This window comes from Pseudoflavonifractor sp. MCC625 (assembly GCF_018784545.1).
GTDB classification, from domain to species: Bacteria; Bacillota; Clostridia; order Oscillospirales; family Oscillospiraceae; genus Pseudoflavonifractor_A; species Pseudoflavonifractor_A gallinarum.
Genome location: NZ_WQOJ01000030.1, coordinates 534,140 through 555,090 on the forward strand (window position 1 = coordinate 534,140; position 20,951 = coordinate 555,090).

The window sequence follows — 20,951 nt, forward strand, 5'->3', positions numbered from 1 at the left end:
AGACAGGTTTATGCCCTTGGATGGGCCTTGCGGTAGACGTCCTTCAGCTTCTGGCTGACGATCTGGGTGTAGATCTGGGTGGAGGAGATGTCGGCGTGCCCCAGCATTTCCTGAATGGAGCGCAGGTCGGCCCCGTTCTCCAGCAGGTGGGCCGCAAAGGAGTGACGCAGGGTATGGGGGGTGATCTCCTTCTGGATGCCCGCCTTCTCCTGATAGTATTTGATGAGCTTCCAGAAGCCCTGGCGGCTCATCCGCTCACCGCTCATGTTGACGAAGAGGGCCTGTTCGTCCGGGTGCTCGATCATCTGGGGGCGCACATGCTCGATGTAATCGCTCAGGGCCCGCACCGCCGCCGGATACAGGGGGATGATCCGCTCCCGGTCCCGGCCGGAGCAGCGGATAAAGGCGGCGCTCAGGTTGATGTGGTCCATATTCAGGCCGATCAGCTCGCTCACCCGGATGCCGGTGGCATAGAGCAGCTCCAGCATGGCCCGGTCCCGGCAGCCCTTGGCGTCCGAGGCGTCGGGCTGCTCCAGAAAGAGCTCCACTTCCTTGCTGGTCAGGATCTGGGGGAGCTTGCGCTCCACCTTGGCCGGAGAGAGCCCCCGGGCGGGGTTGACCTCCACCACGCCCTGACGGATCAGGAAGCTGTAAAAGGATTTCAGCGAGGCCAGAGAACGGGTCACCGTCGCGGCCGATTTCCCCTCGGAGGAGAGAAACTGCGTGTAGGATTCGACGTCTGACTGTTTTACTTGCTCAGGCAGCTTGCCTGCACCCTCCAGCCAGTGCAAAAACTGGCGGATATCACGAAGATACGAGCTCAATGTATTGGAGGCTACTTTTTTCTCCTCCGCCAGATAACGCTCATACTCTTGATAACAGTCCATCATCCAACACCTTCTTTTTCGCTATTTACCGGTTTCCTAGAGGGAAAACAGTCCGGCCGCGCCCGCCAGCAGCGAGGGGACGACCACGGATTCTAAAAAGATACACACACACAGCGCGCAGGCACACACCCCGCAGCGCAAAAAATAGAGTCTCCCATACGGGAGGGTACGCCGTCCGTCCCCCAGCATGCGGGTGGCCAGACAGCGGGACGCGATCCAACCCTGTACGCCCAGGACGAACAGCGCCGGAAGCGCGATACAGCCGGACACGCCAAAGACCACGAAGGCCAGCAGCGCGCCGCTCGCCCCGAACATCTTGACGAACGAGGCGATGGAAAAGGCCAGGAGGAATCCCCGCACGGAAAAAACCAGCGGGATACCCAGAAGCCCCAGCGTGGTAAACCCCAGTCCGAACACCAGAAGCGGCCAGCGTATGGTCTCCCAGACGGAGATCAGCAGCGGAGGAGATGCGGGCTGCACCTGTACGCTCTGTAAAAAGGAGGTCAGATATTCCGCGAGGAGGTCGTTCCCTCCCCCGCCGACCCGCACCGCCAACAGACACCCCAGGCATCCGCCCAGGAAAAAGCAGATCGATGTCACAGCGAGCGCCGCACTCAGGCCGGACGGCACGTCCCAGACTTTTGCAGTGGGTTTATGCATCTCTCTCACCTCCACCCCATCCTATGCGGAGGAGGGAGGCCTTTAGAAGCACAGAAAAACAACGGACTGGATTCATCCATAATTATAATAATCTACATAATACAATTATGCAAGAGGATTTCCAAAACTACCCGATTTTTGTCAATTATGATAACGCATTATGTATATAATATTATGTAAATTTCAGAATGCGAAAAAAAGATGTGGCCCCCGTTTGGGGGGCACAAAACGCAAGATATAGCGATATACAAAACGGATACCGCAAAATGTAGCGGTATCCGTTTTGTTGTCAAAGTTAATCCGCCATCCCGGACGCAATGGCGCGCAGTGCAATGGCACACTCCAGCCGCTTGCGCTCCAGCACACATCCCACATGGTGGGGGTGCTTGATATCGCCGTTGACCAGCAGGTTGGACGCGCTGCACCCGCCGCTGCAGTAGAAGCGGGCCCAGCAGTTGCCGCACTCCTCGCGGGTGTAGATGTTCAGACCGGCAAACTTTCCGGACAGCTCCATATCAAAGGTGCCGTCGTAGATGTTGCCCAGCTTGTACTCCTCGTTGCCCACGAACTGGTGGCAGGGGTAGATATCCCCTTCCGGCGTGATGGCCACATACTCACATCCGGCGCCGCAGCCGCGCAGGCGCTTGATCACGCAGGGACCCTGTGCCAGGTCCACATTGAAGTGGAAGAAGTTGGTCTCGGGGTGGTCCTTGAGGTACTCGGCCAGGCGCTCGTACTCGGCCTCCAGCTCGGGCAGGTCGGACTCCTGGAGGGCATAGGGATCGTCCTCCTTGCCCACCACCGGCTCCACCGAGATGTTCCGGCCGATGGCGGCCAGAGCCTTCACGTCCTCCGCGAAGTCCTTGTGGAAGCGGGTGAAGGTGCCGCGCAGGTAGTAGTCCTTGGTGCCCCGGCCCTCGATGAGTTTCTTGAACTTGGGCACGATCACGTCGTAGCTCCCCTTCCCGTTCACGGTGGGGCGCAGGTCGTCGTTGACCTCCTTGCGTCCGTCAATGGAGAGCACCGCGTTGGACATCTCGCGGTTGATGTACTCGATGTTCTCGTCGTTGAGGAGCACGCCGTTGGTGGTGATGGTGAAGCGGAAGCACTTCCCCTTCTCCTTCTCGATGGAGCGGGCGTAGGCCACGGTCTCCTTCACGGTCTCCATGGCCATGAGGGGCTCGCCGCCGAAGAAGTCCACCTCGATGTTGCGGCGGGGACCGGACTTCTCGATGACGAAGTCGATGGCCTTCTTGGCGGTCTCCACGTCCATGGTCATGCGGTGGCCGGTGCCGAAATCGCCGGTGGAGGCGAAGCAGTACTTGCACCGCAGGTTGCAGTCGTGGGACACGTGGAGGCACAGGGCCTTGACTAGGGCGGACTGCTGCATGGAGGCAGCCTTCTCCCGGTCGATGTAGTCGTCCTCCTCAAAGAGGAGTCCCTCGGCGGCCAGACCGCGCAGCTCCTGCCACGCCTCCTCCAGCGCGGCGGGATCGTACTGGGACAGAGCGGCCTTGATGTCCTCCGGGCAGTGCTCCCCCATGGGAGGGGTCACCTTCTCCAGCAGGTGGTAGGTCACCTCGTCCAGCACGTGGACCGCGCCGCTGTTGACATCCACCGCGATATTGACCCCAAGGGCTTGAAAGGTATGTACCATGTTCTTTCGATCCTCCAAATCAGATTGAGCGTCCCGGTATCGCGGGGACGTATGCGCTTACGTAGCATGGAAAAAGGGTGGGAAGCCCCACCCTTTTCAACCATGTGTGTTGGTTCTGCCTCTTACTTGTTGTTCTCGCACTTCTGGTTGGCGACGGTGCAAGAGGTCTTACAGGCGGACTGGCAAGAGGTCTGGCACTCGCCGCAGCCGCCGTGAGCAGCGCTGTTCTTCAGGGTAGCGCCGTTGAGCGTCTTGATATGCTTCATTTCTGTTTCCCTCCCATTTGATATAGGATAACCGCAATTAGTATAGCATAGACCGGAAGAAATTTCAATCACTTTCGCCGTTTTTTCCGGCGGGGCGTCATCAACTGACTGCACAGCCCCGCGCCGCACCCGCCCAGCAGGCAGGCCAGTGCCAGCGCGACCCCTCCGTTTTCCAGGGGCTGGGCGTGAAAGGCAAGGCTTCCCACCAGGAGCAGCAGGAGCAAAACCACCGCTCCGGTCCCCGCGCCCACGGGCAGCGCCCGCCGTGTGCAGCGCTTCACGGCCCACAGCGCGCCCAAAAAGGTCCCCAGAACACACGCGGCCAGCGTGATGCGGTCCATATGAGACTCCTTCAGGGCGCCCAGATAGATGGCCGCCGAGGCGGCAAGCAGTAAAAGCAGGCACAGGCCCAGGGCGATGCATCCGCCCAGCAGGATGCCGCCTGCGTAGCGGGTCCACAATTCTTTCGGCCCCTCTTCTTTTTTCGGCACAGCGCTCTCCCCTTCCTCATCGATTCTGCTCCCATTCTATGAGGCGCATGGAGCGGTCATGCCGGACCGGAGATAAAAAAAGATTCCCGCCTCCGGAGAGACAGGAATCTTTTGATCCATTATTTCGTGGCAGCGTCCGCCTGCTGGCCCTTGGTGGAGACAGCCCACTTGGTGAACTCGATGCGCACACGGTCGGCGCCGGTCTCGATGACGATGGTCTCCTCCTTGACGGCGCAGATGGTGCCCACGATGCCGCCGATGGTGGTGATGACGTCGCCCACGGCCAGCTCGGAGCGCATCTTCTCCATAGCCTTCTTCTTCTTGTTCTCGGGACGGATCAGCATAAAGTAGAAAATGGCGATCAGCAGGACAAAGGGCAGGATCATGCTGACCATGCTTGCAGTATCACTGCCCGTCAGAAGTGCAGTTCCGATTCCGTTCAAAATAATCTCCTCCAAAATCAAAGTTCCATCACGCTTTGCACGTGAAAGATATTATACGGCAGGCTTGTCCGTTTGACAAGTGTTTTTGCGATTTTTCCCAGAATGGGCCGCACGTTACAGGCGGCGGTCCAGCTTTTCGCTGTACTCGGCCCGGAACTGGGCAAAGGTCCCGGCGTCCAGTTCGGCGCGGATGCGCGCCATGAGGCTGTTGTAGAAGTACAGGTTGTGCAGCACGGCCAGACGCATGGCCAGCATCTCCCCTGCGGCGAAGAGATGGCGCAGGTAGGCCCGGGAGAAGTGCTGACAGGCGGGGCAGCGGCACTCCGGATCGATGGGGCTCCGGTCCAGCTTGTACTTCTCGTTCTTGATGTTGATGGACCCCTCCCAGGTGTAGAGCTTGCCGTGGCGGGCGTTGCGGGCGGGCATCACGCAGTCGAAGAAATCCACGCCCCGGGCCACCGCCTCGATGATATTGGAGGGAGTGCCCACGCCCATGAGATAGCGTGGCTTGTCCTGGGGCATATGGGGCTCCACCGCGTCGATGATGTCGTACATGACCTGCGTGGGCTCACCCACCGCAAGGCCGCCGATGGCATAGCCGTCACAGGGGATCTTGGCGGTTTCCTTCATGTGCCAGACCCGCAGGTCGTGGAAGGTGGCGCCCTGGTTGATGCCGAAGAGCATCTGCTGGGGGTTCACCGCGTCGGGCTGGGCGTTGAGCCGGTCGTGCTCCTTCTTGCACCGCTCCAGCCAGCGGAGGGTCCGCTCGCAGGAGGCCTTGGCGTACTCATAGGTGGCGGGATTCTCCACGCACTCGTCAAAGGCCATGGCGATGTCCGATCCCAGATTGGACTGGATCTGCATGGACTCCTCCGGACCCATGAAGATGCGCCGTCCGTCGATGTGGGAGGCGAAGGTGACGCCCTCCTCCTTGATCTTGCGCAGCCCGGAGAGGGAGAACACCTGGAATCCGCCGGAATCGGTGAGGATGGGGCCGTCCCAGTCCATGAAGGCGTGGAGGCCTCCCATGTCCCGGACCACCTTGTCCCCCGGGCGTAGGTGCAGGTGGTAGGTGTTGGAGAGCTCCACCTGGCACCCGATCTCCTTCAGGTCGTGGGCGGATACCGCACCCTTGATGGCGCCCTGGGTTCCCACATTCATGAAAACAGGGGTCTGCACCGTGCCGTGGGCACACTGGAAAACGCCCCGGCGGGCCCGCCCCTCCGTCTTAATTACTTCAAACACAGAAAAACTCCTTTGATGGAGAACGCCGCGTCTGGCCGCACTCGTTCTTCCAATTCATAATATCGCTCTTATACCATGACGGCAACGCCGGAATGGTATAAACGTCAGGTTTTTCGGCTGCCCCGTCAGGGGCGAGAAAAACGGCAATTGAAATCCGGTATAATAGCCGCTCTGGGGCTATTATACCACAGGATAAAATCCCCTGCAATCAGAGCCCGCACGCTTCTCCCTGCAAGGACCGGAGCAGGTCCACCGCGTCCTGGACCAGGCTGCCCATGGACTGCTTCCCCACCCCGGCCACCAGGTTGTCGCAGTGGTTCACCGGGATCAGAATACGCTTGGCCCGGCTCTGCCCCACGGCGGCGGCCATGGCCGGAGTGATCTCCCCCAGCAGGGCGTCGGCGATGACGATGCCCAGGGGTCCGATGATGGCGTCCGCTTTCCGGCACCCCACCAGGACGGCATTCTCTCCGGTGGCGGCCAGATGGGCCCCCGCTTTCATCATGGCGCTGGTGGCCAGGCTGTTGGTGCCGACGGCGGTGATCTCCGCGTCGGGGCAGGTCTCCCGAATGGCGGCGACCAGCTGACGGCCGATCCCGCCGCCCTGACCATCAATCACAAGAACCTTCATGGGGGCATCTCCTCTTTCTCTCTCTCAGGGGTATTTTTATATCATATTAGCTTATATAGATTGTGCCGCAATGCCTGTAAAGTAATATCGCTATACAGTTGATTTTGAGAAGGACTTTTTGAACCTTCAAAAAGTTAACTGTAAAGTAGAATAACTTTTCATATATTGCAGCACAATGGATAGGACGGATTACGCGTCGGATTTGGGCTGGGTTTCCTCCAGGGCGGGCATCTGGTCTGTAATGAACATGGCGTCCCCGAAGGAGAAGAAGCGATAGCGCTGCTCCACTGCCTCCCGGTAGGCGTTCAGGATGTGCTCCCGCCCGGCCAGGGCCGAGACCAGCATCACCAGCGTGGATTCGGGCAGGTGGAAATTCGTGATCAGGCAGTCCAGCACCTTGAAGCGGTAGCCCGGGTAGATGAAGATATTGGTCCAGCCGGCGCTCTCCTGCATGGTGCCGTCCGGGGCGGCCCAGCTCTCGATGGTACGGCAGGAGGTGGTGCCCACGCAGATGACGCGCCCCCCCTCCCGCTTGGTGCGGTTGATGGTCTCGGCGGTCTCGGCAGAGATCATGCAGTACTCCGAGTGCATCTCATGGTCCAGGATGTCGTCCTCCTTGACCGGCCGGAAGGTGCCCAGGCCCACGTGGAGGGTGACATAGCAGATACGCACGCCCATCGCCTCGATCTCGTGGAGCAGCTCCTTGGTGAAGTGGAGTCCGGCAGTGGGAGCCGCGGCCGAACCCACCTCCTTGGAATAGACGGTCTGATACCGCTCGGGGTCGTTCAGCTCCTCCTTGATATAGGGCGGCAGAGGCATCTTCCCCAGCTGCTCCAGCAGCTCCAGGAAGATTCCCTCGTATTCAAAGCGGATCAGGCGGTTGCCGTTGTCCAGCACCTCCACCACCTCGGCCGTGAGCAGGCCGTCGCCGAAGGAGAGCCGGGTCCCGGTGCGCACCTTGCGTCCGGGCCGGACCAGGCACTCCCACACCTTTTCGCCCCGGTCCACCAGGAGGAGGACCTCCGCCGCGCCGCCGGAGGGGATGCGGTGGCCCAGCAGCCGGGCGGGCAGAACCCGGGAGTCATTGAGCACCAGGCAGTCCCCCGGCCGCAGGAGCTTGGGGAGATCGAAGAAGTGCATGTGGGCGGTCTGGCCGCTCTCCCGGTCCAGAACCAGCAGCCGGGAGGTGTCCCGCTTTTCCAGCGGGGTCTGGGCGATCAGCTCTTCCGGAAGGTCAAAGTAAAAATCAGATGTTTTCATCGGGATATGTCGACTCCTGTGTAGTAGAATTGTAAGATCTCTTGGTAAGTATAGCCCTGCTTGGCCATGGCGTTGGCGCCATACTGGCTCATGCCCACATTGTGGCCGTAGCCGGAGCCCTGGATCACAAAGCGGTCGGAACCGGCGGCGGTCCCCCCGCCCAGCAGGGCGGTCCCATTGCTGGTGATCACATAGGGCGAGGCGGAGAGATCCACCTGCCCGGTGGAGCCGTCCCCGCCGATGGCGTAGAAGGAGCTCCCCTCCAGCGGGGTCTGGGCGTTGTTGACATACAGCCCCCCGGAGCTGGAGGAGCTGCTCCCCCCGCCGCCCGTCACGGTATAGCGCTGGGAGCGCAGGCCCAGGAAGGTCCGGGCCTGCTCCTTCTGGAAGGTCCAGCTCTTGCCCGAGGCGTCGGTGAAGGTGATGGCTTTCACATTTCCGGTGGGGGTGGTCTCGGAGACCCGGAAGTCCACGATCTGGTCACAGGAGCGCCCGCTGCTGCGCAGCTTCTGGGTCAGCTCGTCGGCGGTATAGGTCACGCTCCAGTTATAGTTGGGGATCTGGCTGGAAATGGTGGCCTCGTAGGGGTCCACCTTGCCCCGCAGGTAGGGCAGCGCGTCGTTCCAAACGTTTTCGGAATTTTCGGTGGCTCCGCCGTCGCTGGAGGAGTACACGGCGTCGATGAGCGCACCGTTATACCGGATGACCATGCCGGCCGTCTCCTGGGTGGCCCGGAGGGTGTTGCTTCCCGTCAGCTTCATGCCCGGATAGGCCTGACAGTGGGTCCCGTTGCACAGGTCGAAGTGGTCGGCGGCGTGCTTGCTGCTGTTGGGCTTGCGCATGGCATAGGTCCGCGCCGCGCAGGCCTGGGCCTTGAGGGCCTCCAGCGGCCAGGAGTCGCTCATCTCCTGGGAGATGACGCAGTTGATATAGTCCTCCATGCCGATGAGGTTGACCACGGTGATGTTGTCGCCCCCCACCCGCTCATAGCGGAAGCCGCCGTAATACTTATAGCCCTTGAACCAGGTGACCGACTGGCTCACCCCGGTGATGTCGGGCATGACGCCGAACACATAGCTACTGCCCCCGTCGAATTGAAAGAGGATCTGAGCCGTGCCGGTCTCCACCACATTGATCCCGGAGGAGCTGGTCTGGACCACCTGGGCAGTGGTCCCCAGGGCGGCGGCCTCGGCCTCCGCCTGGGTGGCATAGGCCCCGGAGCGGACCTGATAGGTCCCCTCTACCCAGGCGGGAAAGCCCCCCGACACGGAAGCGGCCGCCGTCTGGGCGGAGGTAAAATCAGAATAAGTCCCCGGCCACTGGAGGGAATATCCCCCGATGGTCTGGGCCCCGCTGCTGGGCGTAGTCTGATAGGTCCCCCCAGAGAGGTAGAGAGTCTTTGTTTTCAGCATGGACAGTTTCGTTTTGCTGGTCCGTCCCAGCTCCACAAACTGATTGGCGTCGTCAAAATACCCCAGACGGTAGCCGGAGCCCACGCTGTTTTCCAGATTGGCCGACGGCATGGCGTTGCTTCCATAGTAGAGCCCGATGCGCAGAATGGTCTCCTCCGCCGGGGCCGCCCGGGCGGGCAGGCCGGAGGCGGACAGGGCGGCGGCCAGGCACAGGGCAGTCCATTTGATCCATTTTCCCTTCATGGTTTTCTCCTGTTTTATCATTTAACACAGCAAAGTATTGACACGAAAGAATTCCTGTGCTACTCTAAGAGCAACGTCAGGCGTTCGTTTCCGGCGGATACCTGTCCATACAGTAAGTACAGATCAGGCCGATCCACATACCTTATGCCATTATAGTACAAAATCAGCCGGTGTGTAAACCCGCTGATTTCTTTTTTTCCCTTGGATTTTTTTCAATGGACAGACCTGATTTCTTCTGTACCAGCATAGAATCCATCAGAACAACGGGAGGTCATCAGAATGGAAAAGTACAGAGTAGGCGTGATCGGCGGCACGGGTATGGTAGGACAGAGGTTTGTCACTCTGATGGCGGAGCATCCCTGGTTCCAGCTCACCGCCATTGCGGCCAGTGCCCGCTCGGCCGGCAAGACCTACGAGGAGGCCATCGGCAATCGCTGGGCCATGGAGGCCCCCATGCCGGAGGCGGCCAAACACATGGTGGTGCTCAACGCCGAGACCGATATTGAGCGCATCGCATCCCAGGTGGATTTTGTGTTCTCCGCAGTCGATATGAAGAAGGAGGAGATCCAGGCGCTGGAGGAGGCCTATGCCAAGCATGAGTGCCCGGTGGTCTCCAACAACTCCGCCCACCGCTGGACGCCCGACGTGCCCATGGTGGTCCCCGAGATCAACCCGGAGCACCTGAGCGTGATCCCCGCCCAGCGCCGCCGTCTGGGGACCGAGCGCGGCTTCATCGCGGTCAAGTCCAACTGCTCGCTCCAGAGCTATGTGCCCGCCCTCCATCCCCTGCGGGAGCGCTTCGGCCTCTCCAAGGCCCTGGTGTGTACCTATCAGGCCATCTCCGGCGCGGGCAAGACCTTTGAGACCTGGCCCGAGATGGTGGACAACGTGATCCCCTACATCGGCGGCGAGGAGGAGAAGAGCGAGCGGGAGCCCCTTAAGCTCTGGGGTCACGTGGAGGACGGTGTGATCGTCAATGCCGACTCCCCTGCCATCACCGCCCAGTGCTTCCGGGTAGCCGCTTCCGACGGCCACATGGCCGCGGTCTTTGCCAGCTTTGACCGCAAGCCCACGGAGGAGGAGATCAAGGAGGCGTGGGCGTCCTTCCGGGGCCGTCCCCAGGAGCTGGGCCTTCCCTCCGCGCCCCAGCAGTTCCTGCACTATTTCGAGGACCCCAGCCGTCCCCAGACCAAGCTGGACCGCATGACCGAGCGCGGCATGGCCGTTTGCGCCGGCCGTCTGCGTCCGGATACCCAGTATGACTACAAGTTCGTCTGCCTGTCCCACAACACGCTGCGCGGCGCGGCCGGCGGCGCGGTGCTGCTGGCCGAGCTGCTGTGTGCGGAGGGATACATCACAAGGAGGTAATGGATTGAAGAAAGAGCCTGTTTTTACCGGTGTGTGCACCGCTATCGTCACACCATTCGAACCGGACGGCGCCATCGCGTATGACGTCTTCGGAAGGTTGATCGAGGAGCAGATCGCATGCGGCGTGGACGCCATCTGTGTCTGCGGCACCACCGGTGAAAGCGCCACCATGAGCATCCGGGAGCACCACGACGCCGTGGCCTTCTGTGTCGCGCAGGTGAACCACCGGGTGAAGGTGATCGCGGGGGCGGGAAGCAATGACACCGCCGCCGCCCTCTACCTCTCCCAGCAAGCTCAGGATGCGGGGGCCGATGCTCTGCTTCATGTCACTCCTTACTATAATAAGACCACCCAGGCCGGGCTCATCCGGCACTATGAGTTTCTGACCCAGCGCGTGTCTCTTCCCATCCTGCTCTACAACGTGCCCAGCCGCACGGGGCTCTCTTTTACCGCCGAGACCTACCGGGTCCTCTCCCAGAACCCGGGGATCAACGGGGTCAAGGAGGCCAGCGGGAACTTCTCCCTGGCGGCCCAGACCCGGCACCTGTGCGGGGAGGACCTCTTCCTCTGGTCGGGGAACGACGATCAGGTGGTCTCCCTTATGGCACTGGGAGCAAAGGGGGTCATCTCGGTGGCCTCCAACCTGATCCCCCGGGAGATGGGGCGCATCAGCCACCTGTGTCTGGAGGGGCGCTTTGCGGAGGCCGCGCAGCTTCAGCTCCGCTATCTGGAGCTGATCAACGCCCTCTTTCTGGAGGTCAACCCCATTCCCATCAAGGCCGCCCTGGAGATGGCGGGGTACCCGGTGGGGCCCCTCCGCCTCCCCCTCTGCCCCATCTCGGAGGCACACCGGAGGGAGCTGCGGGAGGCCATGGAGCGCTCAGGGGTCCTCCCGGCCCTCACACCCTCCCCGGCTCAGAGCTCCAGGATCATGACGTAGTTTTTCAGCAAAATTCCGCCCCGCTCCACCTCCTGCTCCCGCAGCAGGGCGTAGCCCCGGGCGACAAAGAATGGACGGGCGGTGATGGAGGCGTGGGTCTCCAATCGGCGCACCCCGGCCGCCCGGGCACAGGCCTCGGCGGCATCACACAGGGCGGTGCCCACGCCCCTTCGCTGGGCGTCCTTGTGGACGTAGAGCCGGTCCAGATATCCGGCCTCCACGTCCAGGTCGGCAAAGCCCACGATGTGCCCGTCCTCCTCCGCGATCCAGGTCCGGTGGGCCTGAAAGGACGCGTCCCAGGCCGAAAGGTCCGGGTGCCCCGTGGCCCAGACCCGGCACTGCTCCGCGGTATAGTCCCGCCGGTTCACGCTGTGGACGGTCTGGTAAAAGAGCTCCGCCAGCGCCGATACGTCAGAAGGGCGATAAGGTCGAAGATTCATGATGGACTCCTTTCTTTTGGGTAGAAAAGGACTCTGCTTTGTAAGAAGCAGAGTCCTTTTTTCGCTTTTATGGTTCATTGGTTGGATCGTCCGGCCCTTCCGGCGGGATCACCTCCGGCTCGCCGCCCTTGACGGGGCGAATGCCCTTCTGGGTGAGGCGCGCCCGGGTCCACTCGCCTACCAGCGCATAGATCACCGCAAAGGTGGGCACGCCCAGCAGCATCCCGGGGAAGCCGAACAGGCCTCCGCCCACCACAATGGAGATGAGCACCCAGAAGGCCGAGATCCCGGTGCTGTCGCCCAGGATCTTGGGACCGAGGATGTTCCCGTCGAACTGCTGTAGGGCCAGGGCCAGGATGCCGAAGCGCAGGGCCTGCCAGGGGTCCACCAGCAGCAGGATGAGCACGCAGGGGACCGCGCCCACGATGGGGCCGAAGAAGGGGATCACATTGGTCACCCCGATGACCACGCTGATGAGCACCGGGAATTCGATCCGCAGGAGCGAGGTCAGGAAAAAGCACAGCACGCCGATGATGGCGCTGTCCAGGATCTTTCCGTTGATGAAGCCGGAGAAGATGCCGTTGGCCTGGGCACACACGGTGATGAGCCGATTGGCCTTTCTGGTGGGCAGAATCGCATAGACCAGCTTTTTGGACTGAAGGGACAGGCGGTCCTTGTCCAGCAGCATGTAGACCGAGGAGATCACGGTGGTGATGGCCGAGATCACGCCGGACACCACCCCGCTGCCCACGGCCACGCCCATGCTCAGCACATAGGGCACCGCCTTGGAGAGCATGTTGGACAGGTTCGTCATGATGTCCTTATAGGAGGAATTCAGGTCCAAAAGGAACTCGTTGAGGGCATTCTGGTCGATATTCAGCTGGATCGCCGCCTCCTGCATCCAGGTGTTGATATTCAGGAAAAAGCTCTGGATGATGCTGTACAGCGCCACGATGCTCTGCACGATCTGGGGCAGGATGAGCTTGACCAGAACGGCCAGCAGCGCGATGACCAGGAGATACACCAACAGCACCGCAAGGCCCCGCCGGCATTTGAATCGATAGAAGACCTTCTGCTCAAAATAGTTGGTCGGGCCGTTGAGGAGGTAGGCAAAGGCAAACCCCACGATAAACGGCATCAGCACGCCGGTGATCATGGAGACCACCCCGCGCACCATATCAAAATGGGAAAAGATCAGGTAAAACGCGATTCCGGCCAGGACTACCAGCAGATTGGACCACATGCGCTCGTCCAGCGAGAACCATTTCTTCTTTTCCTTCACAGGCATTCCACCCTTCTCATCGGTACTGGTCCGGCAAATCAGCCCAGCAGGGCACGGTGGAACACTTTCTTGCCCTTCTTGATCATGAGGCCCTCGTCGCCGAAGGAGGCGGCGTCAAAGGCGGCGTTCACGTCGGAGACCTTCTCGCCGTTGACCGACACACCGCCCTGCTCCACCAGACGGCGGCCTTCCTTCTTGGAGGGGACCAGACCGCACTTGAGGAGCAGATCCAGCACGCCGATGGAGCCGTCGGTCAGGTCGCCGGTCTCCAGCGTGGTGGTGGGCACGTTGCTCATGTCGCCGCCGCCCACGAAGAGGGCCTTGGCGGCGTCCTGGGCCTTCTGGGCCTCCTCGGTGCCGTGGACCAGCTGGGTCAGCTCAAAGGCCAGGATCTCCTTGGCGGTGTTGAGCTGGGCGCCCTCCCAATGGTCCATCTCGTCGATCTGCTCGATGGGCAGGAAGGTGAGCATCCGCAGGCACTTGAGCACGTCGGCGTCGCCCACGTTGCGCCAGTACTGGTAGAACTCGTAGGGAGAAGTCTTGTTGGGGTCCAGCCACACGGCGCCGGACTGGGTCTTGCCCATCTTCTTGCCCTCGGAGTTGAGCAGCAGAGTGATGGTCATGGCGTGGGCGTCCTTGCCCAGCTTGCGGCGGATGAGCTCGGTGCCGCCCAGCATGTTGGACCACTGGTCGTCGCCGCCGAACTGCATGTTGCAGCCGTAGTGCTGGAAGAGGTGGTAGAAGTCGTAGGACTGCATGATCATGTAGTTGAACTCCAGGAAGGACAGACCCTTCTCCATGCGCTGCTTGTAGCACTCGGCCCGCAGCATGTTGTTCACCGAGAAGCAGGCGCCCACTTCCCGCAGGAGCTCCACATAGTTGAGCTTCATGAGCCAGTCGGCGTTGTTGACCATCTGGGCCTTGCCCTCGCCGAACTCGATGAAGCGCTCCATCTGCTTCTTGAAGCAGTCGCAGTTGTGCTGGATGGTCTCGGGGGTCATCATCTGGCGCATGTCGGTGCGGCCGGAGGGGTCGCCCACCATGCCGGTGCCGCCGCCGATGAGGGCGATGGGCCGGTTGCCCGCCATCTGGAGCCGCTTCATCAGGCACAGGGCCATGAAATGGCCCACGTGGAGGGAGTCGGCGGTGGGGTCAAAGCCGATGTAGAATACCGCCTTGCCCTCGTTGATCATCTTGGAGATCTCCTCCTCGTTGGTCACCTGGGCGATCAGGCCGCGGGCCTTCAGTTCTTCGTAGCAAGTCATCTTCCATTCTCCTTTGATCGGATTCTGATGGGAATCCGTTTTGTTACAGTTTAATAGAGCCGCGTTCCGCAGTGGGGACATTTGGGGTCGTCCAGATCATGGAGCGTTCCGCAGACAGGACAGCGGGTCTGGGCGATACCGGAGCCGGAGCTGCCGGAAGCGCTCTCATCCAGGTAAAAATCCAGCCGGCGGCAGTTCTGGCAGCACCAGACCTCGACCGGCAGGAGATTCTCCCCGTCGAAATGCTCCAGGTTGCCCCGCAGATGCCAGCCGGGAGCACCTTTCTTCAGAAAATGCGATCCCATGGGCGCCATCGTACCGCCGCAGCGGATGCAGGTATCCCGCTCCATATTCTCCCCCCGTTTCGCAAAAAAACGCCCTCTGTCCCCATTCGGACAGAGGGCGTGGATCACGCGGTACCACCTCTGGTTCGTCTCCCCCTCACGGCGGGAGACCTCGTCGAGTGCCATCACACTCCCAGCGCGATAACGGGCGCACCCGACCCTCCCTACTTGACCTGAGCGTTCAGGGGGCTGCTCCGGGGTGTATTCACGGCGTCCGCTCTCCTCTTTTCACCGATCCAGAGGCTCTCTTTGCAGCGGTGGGGCCGTTACTTCTCCCCATCATCACAGTGATTGAGATGTATTATAGCGCAGTCCTCCCGGTTTGTCAAATGGAGATTTCCGCGTGCGGCGGACAGTCAGCGCCCCCGTCTGGCCGCCTTGTACCCCTCGGCGGCCGAGAGCAGCTCCTCCGCTCCGGCCAGGATGGCCGGGGTGATGTGGGCCCCGCCGGTGAGCCGGGCCAGCTCCTCGGTCCGCCGGGTGCGGGTCAGGAGCTCCACCTCAGTGTAGGTCCGCCCCTTCCGCTCCCCCTTCACCACGGAGAAGTGGGTGTCCGCCATGGCGGCAATCTGGGGCAGATGGGTCACGCAGAGCACCTGCTTGTGCCCCGCCACGTCGGCCATCTTCTCGGCCACCTTCTGGGCCGCCCGGCCGGACACGCCGGTGTCCACCTCGTCAAAGATCAGCGTGGCCACCGCCTCATTTTCCGCCAGCACGTTCTTGAGGGCCAGCATGATGCGGGAGAGCTCGCCGCCCGAGGCGATGCGCTGGATGGGCTTGAGGTCCTCCCCCACGTTGGCCGACATGAGGAACTGCACCTCGTCCATGCCGGTCTCATCCATGCCAAACTCCCCGCCCTTGGGGGAAAAGTCCACCTGAAAGCGGACCTTGGGCATGTCCAGCTGGCGCAGCTCGGACTGGATGCGCTCCCGCAGGGCCTCGGCCGCCTCCCGCCGCCGGGCCGAGAGGGCCTCGGCCTGGCATTTGGCCTTGGCCAGGACGGCCGCCTTCCGCTGCTCCAGCTTGGCGATGGTGTCGCTGGAATACTCGATCTCGGAGAGCTCGGCCCGGCATTTCTCCAGATAGGCCAGCATCTCGCTCACGCTGTTGCCGTACTTCTTTTTGAGCCGGTAGAGCACGTCCAGACGGCTCTCGATCTCGTCCAGCTCCCCCGGCTCAAAGGAAAAGGACTCCCGCAGGTCCCGGACCAGCTCGGCCGCGTCCTCGGCAGCGGAGCGCAGCTCCACCAGACGCTCGGTCACCCCGGCGATCTCCTCGCTCATCCCGGACACGCTGGAGAGGGAGCCCTCGGCAGCGGCGATGAGGGAGGCCGCTCCCTCCCGCTCGTCGTCCCCGGAGAGGGCGAAATGGGCCCCCTCCACGGCGGAGATGAGCCGCTCGGCGTTGCGCAGCAGGGTGCGCCGCTCGGTGAGGCTCTCCTCCTCGCCCTCCTTCAGGTCGGCCCGCTCCAGCTCGCCGATCTGGAAGTGGAGGCTGTCCATCCGCCGGGACTTGACCGCGTCGTCCATCTGGAGGGAGGCGATCTCCCGGCGGATGGCGGTCAGCTCCCGAAAGGTCTCCTGATAGGGGGTCAGAAGGGCTTCGGTCTCCCCGAAGCTATCCAGATAGGACAGGTGGCAGCTCTCATCCAGCAGCTGCTGTCCATCGTGCTGGCCGTGGATGTTGACCAGCTGCTGCCCCAGCTCCCGCAGCTGGCTCACATTGAGGAGCCGCCCGTTTACCCGGCAGATATTCTTTCCGTCGCTCTGGATCTCCCGCTGGATGACAAGGCTCCCGCTCCCATCCAGGGAGAGGCCGTTCTCCTCCAGCCAGGGCATGGGCTGGACCTGGGTGAACTGGGCCTCCACCCGGGCGCTTTTCGCCCCGGTACGGATGAGATCCCGGCTGGTCCGGGCGCCGATGATGGCGCTGATGGCGTCGATCACAATGGATTTGCCCGCGCCGGTCTCGCCGGTGAGGACATTGAAGCCGGAATCGAACTGGATATCCACCGACTCAATGACCGCAATATTCTCGATGTGAAGCAGAGAGAGCATGGCATACCTCCAAAGGGATGGCGGCGGATTTATTTCAGCATCTTGTGGATCTCGTCGCAGAATTCGATGGCCGACTCGTTGGTGCGCATGATGAGGATGGCGGTGTCGTCGCCCGCCAGGCTGCCCACCAGATCGGCGATCTCCATTCCGTCGATGGCCGCCGCCGCCGCCGAGGCGAGACCCGGCATGGTCTTGAGCACCACGATGTTCTGCGCCACATCAAAGGAGGTCACGCCCTCCTTGAAGATGGTGCGCAGGCGTCCGGCCAGGTTCAGGGACACCTTGCGCTCGGACACGGCATAGCGGTAAGTACCAAAGCCGGTCAGCTCCTTGATGAGATGGAGCTCCTTGATGTCCCGGGAGATGGTGGCCTGGGTGGACTGCACCCCCCGCGCCCTCAGCTCGGCCAGAAGCTGGTCCTGGGTCTCTACGTCGTGCTCTTCAATGATACGAAGGATCTCCTGTTGACGCTTTCCCTTCATATTACATCCTCCCCAGTTTCTGCGTGATGATTTCGTAAAAGCTCCGGCCGGTCAGCCGGACCAGGTTGGTCTTGGTGTCAGCCTGCCGGATGTGCATGATGTCGCCCCCGTTGAGCTTGAAGGCCTTTCCGCCGTCCACCGAGAGATAGGCGGTCTTCCGGCTCATGGAGCGCATCCGGACGGTCACGGCCCGGCGGTGGTCCAGCACGAAGGAGCGGGCGTTGACCACGTGGGGGCAGATGGGCGTGACGATGATGTTTTCCGCCGTGGGCTCCACGATGGGTCCCCCTGCGGACATGGAGTAGGCGGTGGAGCCGGTGGGGGTGCTGATGATGACGCCGTCCCCCGAGAAGGCGGTGATGGGCACCTTGTCGCTGCGCACCTCCATCTCCACCACCCGGGCTACCGCGCCCTTGGTGATGACCGCGTCGTTGAGGGCCAGGTCGGAGAAGACGGTCTTTCCGTCCCGGCGGATCTCCACCATGAGCATCATACGGGACTCCACGGTGTATTTTCCCACCGCCAGCTTGGAGAGAAGGGAGAGCTCGCTCTGCTCCACCTCGGCCATGAAGCCCACGCTTCCCATGTTGACCCCCAGGATGGGGATGCCGAAGGCGTTGGCGTCCTTGGCGGCGTGGAGGATGGTCCCGTCCCCGCCGAAGCAGATGAGGATATCGGCGTCGGGCAGCTCCTTCTGCATGTCGCAGCACTCCACCTGCCGGGGAAATTTGATGTCGGTCCCCTCGGTGGAGAAGGGCAGGCAGATCCGGGTATCCACCCCGGCGTTGTTGAGAATGCGGGCGGCAGACTGGGCCGCTTTCAATCCCTTATCCCGGAATGGATTGGGGCTGAGTACAATCTTCACGGCGTATGCTCCTCCAATGTCTCATGAGATTCGGCCACCAGAGCCTTCAGATCTCCGCTCCAGTCCTCGCCCGCGCCCACCGTCAGATAGCCCAGATATTCGATGTTCCCCTCCGGTCCCTTGATGGGAGAGTAGGTCATGTCCCGCACGGTGAAATCCGCCTCTCTGGCGTGCTCCAGAAAATGCTCCAGGACCTCCAGGTGGACCTTGGGGTCCCGGACGACCCCCTTCTTGCCCACCTTGTCCCGGCCGGCCTCAAACTGGGGCTTGACCAGGCAGACCACGGAGCCGTCCTCCTTCAGGACCCCCCGCAGGGCGGGCAGGATCAGGCGCAGGGAGATGAAGGAGACGTCCACCGAGGCAAAGTCCAGCTCGTCGGGCACCTGCTCATGGGTCAGGTACCGGGCGTTGGTCCGCTCCAGCGCCACCACCCTGGGGTCGCTGCGGATCTTCCAGTCCAGCTTTCCATACCCGGTGTCCACCGCATAGACCTTGGCCGCGCCGTTTTGCAGCATACAGTCGGAAAAGCCGCCGGTGGACGCGCCGATGTCAGCGCAGATCTTGCCGTCCAGGCGGACGGGAAAGACCTTCATGGCCTTCTCCAGCTTCAGCCCGCCCCGGCTCACATAGGGGATGGCCTTCCCCCGCACTTCGATCTGGGCGTCCTCCGCAATGGAGGCCCCCGCCTTGTCCACCCGCTGGCCGTTGACAAAGACCAGGCCACTCATGATGGTGGCCTGCGCCTTCTGCCGGCTCTCAAAATATCCCTGTTCCGTCAGCAGCACATCAAGTCTCTTTTTTGCCATGCCGCAGAACCTCCTCCGCACGTTTTGTCAGTTGTTCCGCCCGCAGTCCGCACAGCTCGCGCAGCTGTTCCACGGTGCCGTGGGGAATGAATCGGTTGCCAAGATTCTGTAAAGCAATTCCCTTTACAGGTATGTTTTGCAGCAGCAGATCGGCCGCCAGACGCTGGCCGATGCAGTTGGAGGCATTGCTCTCCTCCGCCACCAGAAGGTAGCCGGTTTTCCGGACGGAATCCAGGATGGGAGCGGGGTCGAACGGTGTAATGCGTCCTACCTTTACAACCTCTGCTTCTATGCCCAATTCCGCCAGCTGCGCGGCGCTCTGGAGCACCTCGTTGATGAGGGTGCCGTACCCCACCAGCGTGAGGTCCCCGCCGGTGCGCAGGATCGCGGTCTCCGGTCCGGCGTCGCCCCGGTACTCCCCTTCGCCGCCCCGGGGATAGCGCAGAGCCACCGGGCCGGTACACTGGAAGAGGGCGTAGCGGAGCATGGAAGAGACCTCCGCAAAGCTGGCCGGGCACAGTACCGTCATCCCGGGGATGGTGTCCAGGAAGGCGGGGTCCAGAGTGCCGTGGTGGGTCTCGCCGTCGGCGCCCACCAGGCCGGCCCGGTCCACCCCAAAGACTACATGGAGGCCCTGGATGCCCACATCGTGGACCAGCATGTCATAGGCCCGCTGCAGGAAGGAGGAGTAGACGGCAAAGACCGGGAGCATCCCCTGCTTGGCCATGCCGGCCGCCATGGAGACCGCATGTCCCTCCGCGATCCCCACGTCAAAGGAGCGCTCCGGAAAACGTTCAAAGAAGTCGTGGAGCCCGGTCCCGGGGACCATGGCGGCCGAGATGGCGCATACCCGCTCATCCTCTTCCGCCAGGGCGCACATGGCCTCTCCAAAGGCCTTGGAGAAGTCACGCTTGGAGGGCTGGACCGGCTCACCGGTCTCCAGACAGAACCGGCTCACACCGTGGAACCGGTCCGGATTGCGCTCGGCAGGTGCATAGCCTTTTCCCTTTACAGTTCTGATGTGGAGCAGGACTGGACCGTCGATGTCCTTGGCGTACTGGAGCAGACGGGTGAGCCTGCGCACATCGTGGCCGTCCACCGGTCCCAGATAGGTGAAGCCCATCTCCTCGAACATACTGCACGGGAGGAGGGTGCCCTTGATGGCCGTCTTGAGCTTGTGGGTGAACCGGTAGATATGCCCTCCGCCGGGCAGCTTCCCCATCAGCTTCCGGTAGCCCTTTTTAAAGCGCAGGTACTGAGGCTTGAGCCGCTGGCGGGCCAGGTGCTCGGCCACGCCGCCCACGTTTTTCGTGATGGACATGCCGTTGTCGTTGAGGATCACGATGAGGGGCTCCTTGCTGTCCCCGGCGTTGGAGAGGCCCTCATAGGCCAGTCCCCCCGTGAGCGCGCCGTCGCCGATGAGGGCCAGGACATGGTACTTCTCCCCCATCCGGGTCCGGGCGTGGGCCATGCCCACCGCCACCGACACGGAGTCAGAGGCATGCCCCGCGATGAATGCGTCGTGGACGCTCTCCGACGGCTTGGGAAAACCGGCCAGACCGCCAAAGGTACGCAAGGTCTTCATGGCCTCCCTGCGGCCGGTCAGCATCTTATGGATGTAGCACTGGTGTCCCACATCGAACAGGATGCGGTCCCGGCTGGTGTCAAAGACCCGGTGGATGGCCACCGTGATCTCCACTGCACCCAGGTTGGAGCCCAGGTGTCCTCCGGTCTGTGAGACGATTTGCAGCAGATCCCCCCGAAGACGGGCGCACAGCGCCTCGGCCTCGGCATCGCTGATATGATGCAGATCGGGAATGTTATCCTCGAATGTAATGATACTACCGCCTCCATATGCTCGGTGTGAGATCCACCGCGCTCTATTACTCAACAAAAATTTTCTTTTG

General features: G+C 61.9%; 21 protein-coding genes and 1 other annotated feature. Of the genes, 2 read left to right on the plus strand and 19 right to left on the minus strand.

The genetic code is table 11. From position 1 onward, the window contains the following. Positions 1 to 8: 8 nt before the first annotated feature. The 10 genes from xerD to GPK94_RS10030 all read right to left on the minus strand — a co-directional run bounded on the left by xerD (position 9) and on the right by GPK94_RS10030 (position 9,195). Positions 9 to 890: a site-specific tyrosine recombinase XerD gene (xerD, locus tag GPK94_RS09985; RefSeq protein WP_101693066.1), complete on the minus strand. Its 882-nt coding sequence runs from the start codon at positions 888 to 890 to the stop codon at positions 9 to 11. Positions 891 to 923: 33 nt separating this feature from the next. Then, positions 924 to 1,547: a stage II sporulation protein M gene (locus tag GPK94_RS09990; protein WP_195278668.1), complete on the minus strand. Its 624-nt coding sequence runs from the start codon at positions 1,545 to 1,547 to the stop codon at positions 924 to 926. A gap of 295 nt (positions 1,548 to 1,842) precedes the next feature. Beyond that, on the minus strand, positions 1,843 to 3,204 hold the full coding sequence (gene scfB, locus GPK94_RS09995; RefSeq protein ID WP_215655687.1) for a thioether cross-link-forming SCIFF peptide maturase: 1,362 nt from the start codon (positions 3,202 to 3,204) through the stop codon (positions 1,843 to 1,845). Between the two features lie 122 nt (positions 3,205 to 3,326). Continuing rightward, positions 3,327 to 3,470, minus strand: coding sequence for a six-cysteine ranthipeptide SCIFF (scfA, locus tag GPK94_RS10000; protein WP_101693063.1), 144 nt, complete (start codon positions 3,468 to 3,470; stop codon positions 3,327 to 3,329). A gap of 68 nt (positions 3,471 to 3,538) precedes the next feature. Beyond that, positions 3,539 to 3,961, minus strand: coding sequence for a TIGR04086 family membrane protein (locus GPK94_RS10005; protein ID WP_215655688.1), 423 nt, complete (start codon positions 3,959 to 3,961; stop codon positions 3,539 to 3,541). 119 nt (positions 3,962 to 4,080) lie between these two features. After that, positions 4,081 to 4,404: a preprotein translocase subunit YajC gene (gene yajC, locus GPK94_RS10010; protein ID WP_346728012.1), complete on the minus strand. Its 324-nt coding sequence runs from the start codon at positions 4,402 to 4,404 to the stop codon at positions 4,081 to 4,083. A gap of 114 nt (positions 4,405 to 4,518) precedes the next feature. Then, complete coding sequence (tgt, locus tag GPK94_RS10015) at positions 4,519 to 5,649, minus strand: tRNA guanosine(34) transglycosylase Tgt (RefSeq protein ID WP_215655689.1); 1,131 nt, start codon at positions 5,647 to 5,649, stop codon at positions 4,519 to 4,521. Between the two features lie 208 nt (positions 5,650 to 5,857). Continuing rightward, a complete protein-coding gene (locus tag GPK94_RS10020; protein ID WP_101693060.1) occupies positions 5,858 to 6,280 on the minus strand; it encodes a DUF3842 family protein in 423 nt (140 codons plus the stop codon). Between the two features lie 189 nt (positions 6,281 to 6,469). Further along, positions 6,470 to 7,540, minus strand: a complete 1,071-nt coding sequence (gene queA, locus GPK94_RS10025) for a tRNA preQ1(34) S-adenosylmethionine ribosyltransferase-isomerase QueA (RefSeq protein ID WP_215655690.1) — start codon at positions 7,538 to 7,540, stop codon at positions 6,470 to 6,472. Further along, positions 7,537 to 9,195: a SpoIID/LytB domain-containing protein gene (locus GPK94_RS10030; RefSeq protein WP_215655691.1), complete on the minus strand. Its 1,659-nt coding sequence runs from the start codon at positions 9,193 to 9,195 to the stop codon at positions 7,537 to 7,539. The genes queA and GPK94_RS10030 overlap by 4 nt, the downstream gene beginning before the upstream one ends. Before the next feature lie 279 nt (positions 9,196 to 9,474). Here GPK94_RS10030 and asd point away from each other — a divergent pair, with 279 nt between their 5' ends. Further along, positions 9,475 to 10,563 (plus strand): aspartate-semialdehyde dehydrogenase, encoded by a 1,089-nt coding sequence (gene asd / locus GPK94_RS10035; protein WP_101693057.1) that lies wholly within the window; start codon positions 9,475 to 9,477, stop codon positions 10,561 to 10,563. A gap of 4 nt (positions 10,564 to 10,567) precedes the next feature. Continuing rightward, positions 10,568 to 11,503 carry a 4-hydroxy-tetrahydrodipicolinate synthase gene (gene dapA, locus GPK94_RS10040; protein ID WP_252192564.1) on the plus strand — a complete coding sequence of 312 codons (936 nt, stop codon included), beginning with the start codon at positions 10,568 to 10,570 and terminating at the stop codon, positions 11,501 to 11,503. Here the strand turns inward: dapA and GPK94_RS10045 are convergent. The 9 genes from GPK94_RS10045 to dxs all read right to left on the minus strand — a co-directional run bounded on the left by GPK94_RS10045 (position 11,479) and on the right by dxs (position 20,935). Then, the gene (locus tag GPK94_RS10045) at positions 11,479 to 11,943 is read right to left on the minus strand and encodes a GNAT family N-acetyltransferase (protein WP_215655692.1); all 465 of its coding nucleotides are present in this window, start codon (positions 11,941 to 11,943) and stop codon (positions 11,479 to 11,481) included. The genes dapA and GPK94_RS10045 overlap by 25 nt on opposite strands. A 67-nt stretch (positions 11,944 to 12,010) precedes the next feature. Further along, the gene (locus GPK94_RS10050; RefSeq protein ID WP_207724940.1) at positions 12,011 to 13,231 is read right to left on the minus strand and encodes an AI-2E family transporter; all 1,221 of its coding nucleotides are present in this window, start codon (positions 13,229 to 13,231) and stop codon (positions 12,011 to 12,013) included. Between the two features lie 32 nt (positions 13,232 to 13,263). Next, a complete protein-coding gene (tyrS, locus tag GPK94_RS10055) occupies positions 13,264 to 14,490 on the minus strand; it encodes a tyrosine--tRNA ligase (protein WP_215655693.1) in 1,227 nt (408 codons plus the stop codon). Between the two features lie 50 nt (positions 14,491 to 14,540). After that, positions 14,541 to 14,840: a zinc ribbon domain-containing protein gene (locus tag GPK94_RS10060; RefSeq protein WP_193536639.1), complete on the minus strand. Its 300-nt coding sequence runs from the start codon at positions 14,838 to 14,840 to the stop codon at positions 14,541 to 14,543. Between the two features lie 45 nt (positions 14,841 to 14,885). Beyond that, positions 14,886 to 15,126 (minus strand) — a binding site (T-box leader). 64 nt (positions 15,127 to 15,190) lie between these two features. Further along, a complete protein-coding gene (recN, locus tag GPK94_RS10065; RefSeq protein WP_215655694.1) occupies positions 15,191 to 16,891 on the minus strand; it encodes a DNA repair protein RecN in 1,701 nt (566 codons plus the stop codon). 29 nt (positions 16,892 to 16,920) lie between these two features. Further along, on the minus strand, positions 16,921 to 17,373 hold the full coding sequence (locus GPK94_RS10070; protein WP_193536635.1) for an arginine repressor: 453 nt from the start codon (positions 17,371 to 17,373) through the stop codon (positions 16,921 to 16,923). A 1-nt stretch (position 17,374) separates the two neighbouring features. Continuing rightward, a complete protein-coding gene (locus GPK94_RS10075) occupies positions 17,375 to 18,238 on the minus strand; it encodes an NAD(+)/NADH kinase (protein WP_215655695.1) in 864 nt (287 codons plus the stop codon). Beyond that, a complete protein-coding gene (locus tag GPK94_RS10080; RefSeq protein WP_101693049.1) occupies positions 18,235 to 19,044 on the minus strand; it encodes a TlyA family RNA methyltransferase in 810 nt (269 codons plus the stop codon). The genes GPK94_RS10075 and GPK94_RS10080 overlap by 4 nt, the downstream gene beginning before the upstream one ends. Then, complete coding sequence (gene dxs / locus GPK94_RS10085) at positions 19,025 to 20,935, minus strand: 1-deoxy-D-xylulose-5-phosphate synthase (RefSeq protein WP_252192565.1); 1,911 nt, start codon at positions 20,933 to 20,935, stop codon at positions 19,025 to 19,027. The genes GPK94_RS10080 and dxs overlap by 20 nt, the downstream gene beginning before the upstream one ends. Positions 20,936 to 20,951: the final 16 nt, after the last annotated feature.

Excerpts from the sequence above, each read along its gene's own strand:
- GPK94_RS10060 (WP_193536639.1), bottom strand. The coding sequence starts at position 14,840 with ATGGAGCGGGATACCTGCATCCGCTGCGGCGGTACGATGGCGCCCATG.
- GPK94_RS10045 (WP_215655692.1), bottom strand. The coding sequence starts at position 11,943 with ATGAATCTTCGACCTTATCGCCCTTCTGACGTATCGGCGCTGGCGGAG.
- asd (WP_101693057.1), top strand. The coding sequence starts at position 9,475 with ATGGAAAAGTACAGAGTAGGCGTGATCGGCGGCACGGGTATGGTAGGA.
- recN (WP_215655694.1), bottom strand. The coding sequence starts at position 16,891 with ATGCTCTCTCTGCTTCACATCGAGAATATTGCGGTCATTGAGTCGGTG.
- queA (WP_215655690.1), bottom strand. The coding sequence starts at position 7,540 with ATGAAAACATCTGATTTTTACTTTGACCTTCCGGAAGAGCTGATCGCC.
- xerD (WP_101693066.1), bottom strand. The coding sequence starts at position 890 with ATGATGGACTGTTATCAAGAGTATGAGCGTTATCTGGCGGAGGAGAAA.
- GPK94_RS09990 (WP_195278668.1), bottom strand. The coding sequence starts at position 1,547 with ATGCATAAACCCACTGCAAAAGTCTGGGACGTGCCGTCCGGCCTGAGT.
- GPK94_RS10030 (WP_215655691.1), bottom strand. The coding sequence starts at position 9,195 with ATGAAGGGAAAATGGATCAAATGGACTGCCCTGTGCCTGGCCGCCGCC.
- GPK94_RS10020 (WP_101693060.1), bottom strand. The coding sequence starts at position 6,280 with ATGAAGGTTCTTGTGATTGATGGTCAGGGCGGCGGGATCGGCCGTCAG.
- GPK94_RS10080 (WP_101693049.1), bottom strand. The coding sequence starts at position 19,044 with ATGGCAAAAAAGAGACTTGATGTGCTGCTGACGGAACAGGGATATTTT.
- GPK94_RS10050 (WP_207724940.1), bottom strand. The coding sequence starts at position 13,231 with ATGCCTGTGAAGGAAAAGAAGAAATGGTTCTCGCTGGACGAGCGCATG.
- GPK94_RS10070 (WP_193536635.1), bottom strand. The coding sequence starts at position 17,373 with ATGAAGGGAAAGCGTCAACAGGAGATCCTTCGTATCATTGAAGAGCAC.
- tyrS (WP_215655693.1), bottom strand. The coding sequence starts at position 14,490 with ATGACTTGCTACGAAGAACTGAAGGCCCGCGGCCTGATCGCCCAGGTG.
- scfB (WP_215655687.1), bottom strand. The coding sequence starts at position 3,204 with ATGGTACATACCTTTCAAGCCCTTGGGGTCAATATCGCGGTGGATGTC.
- scfA (WP_101693063.1), bottom strand. The coding sequence starts at position 3,470 with ATGAAGCATATCAAGACGCTCAACGGCGCTACCCTGAAGAACAGCGCT.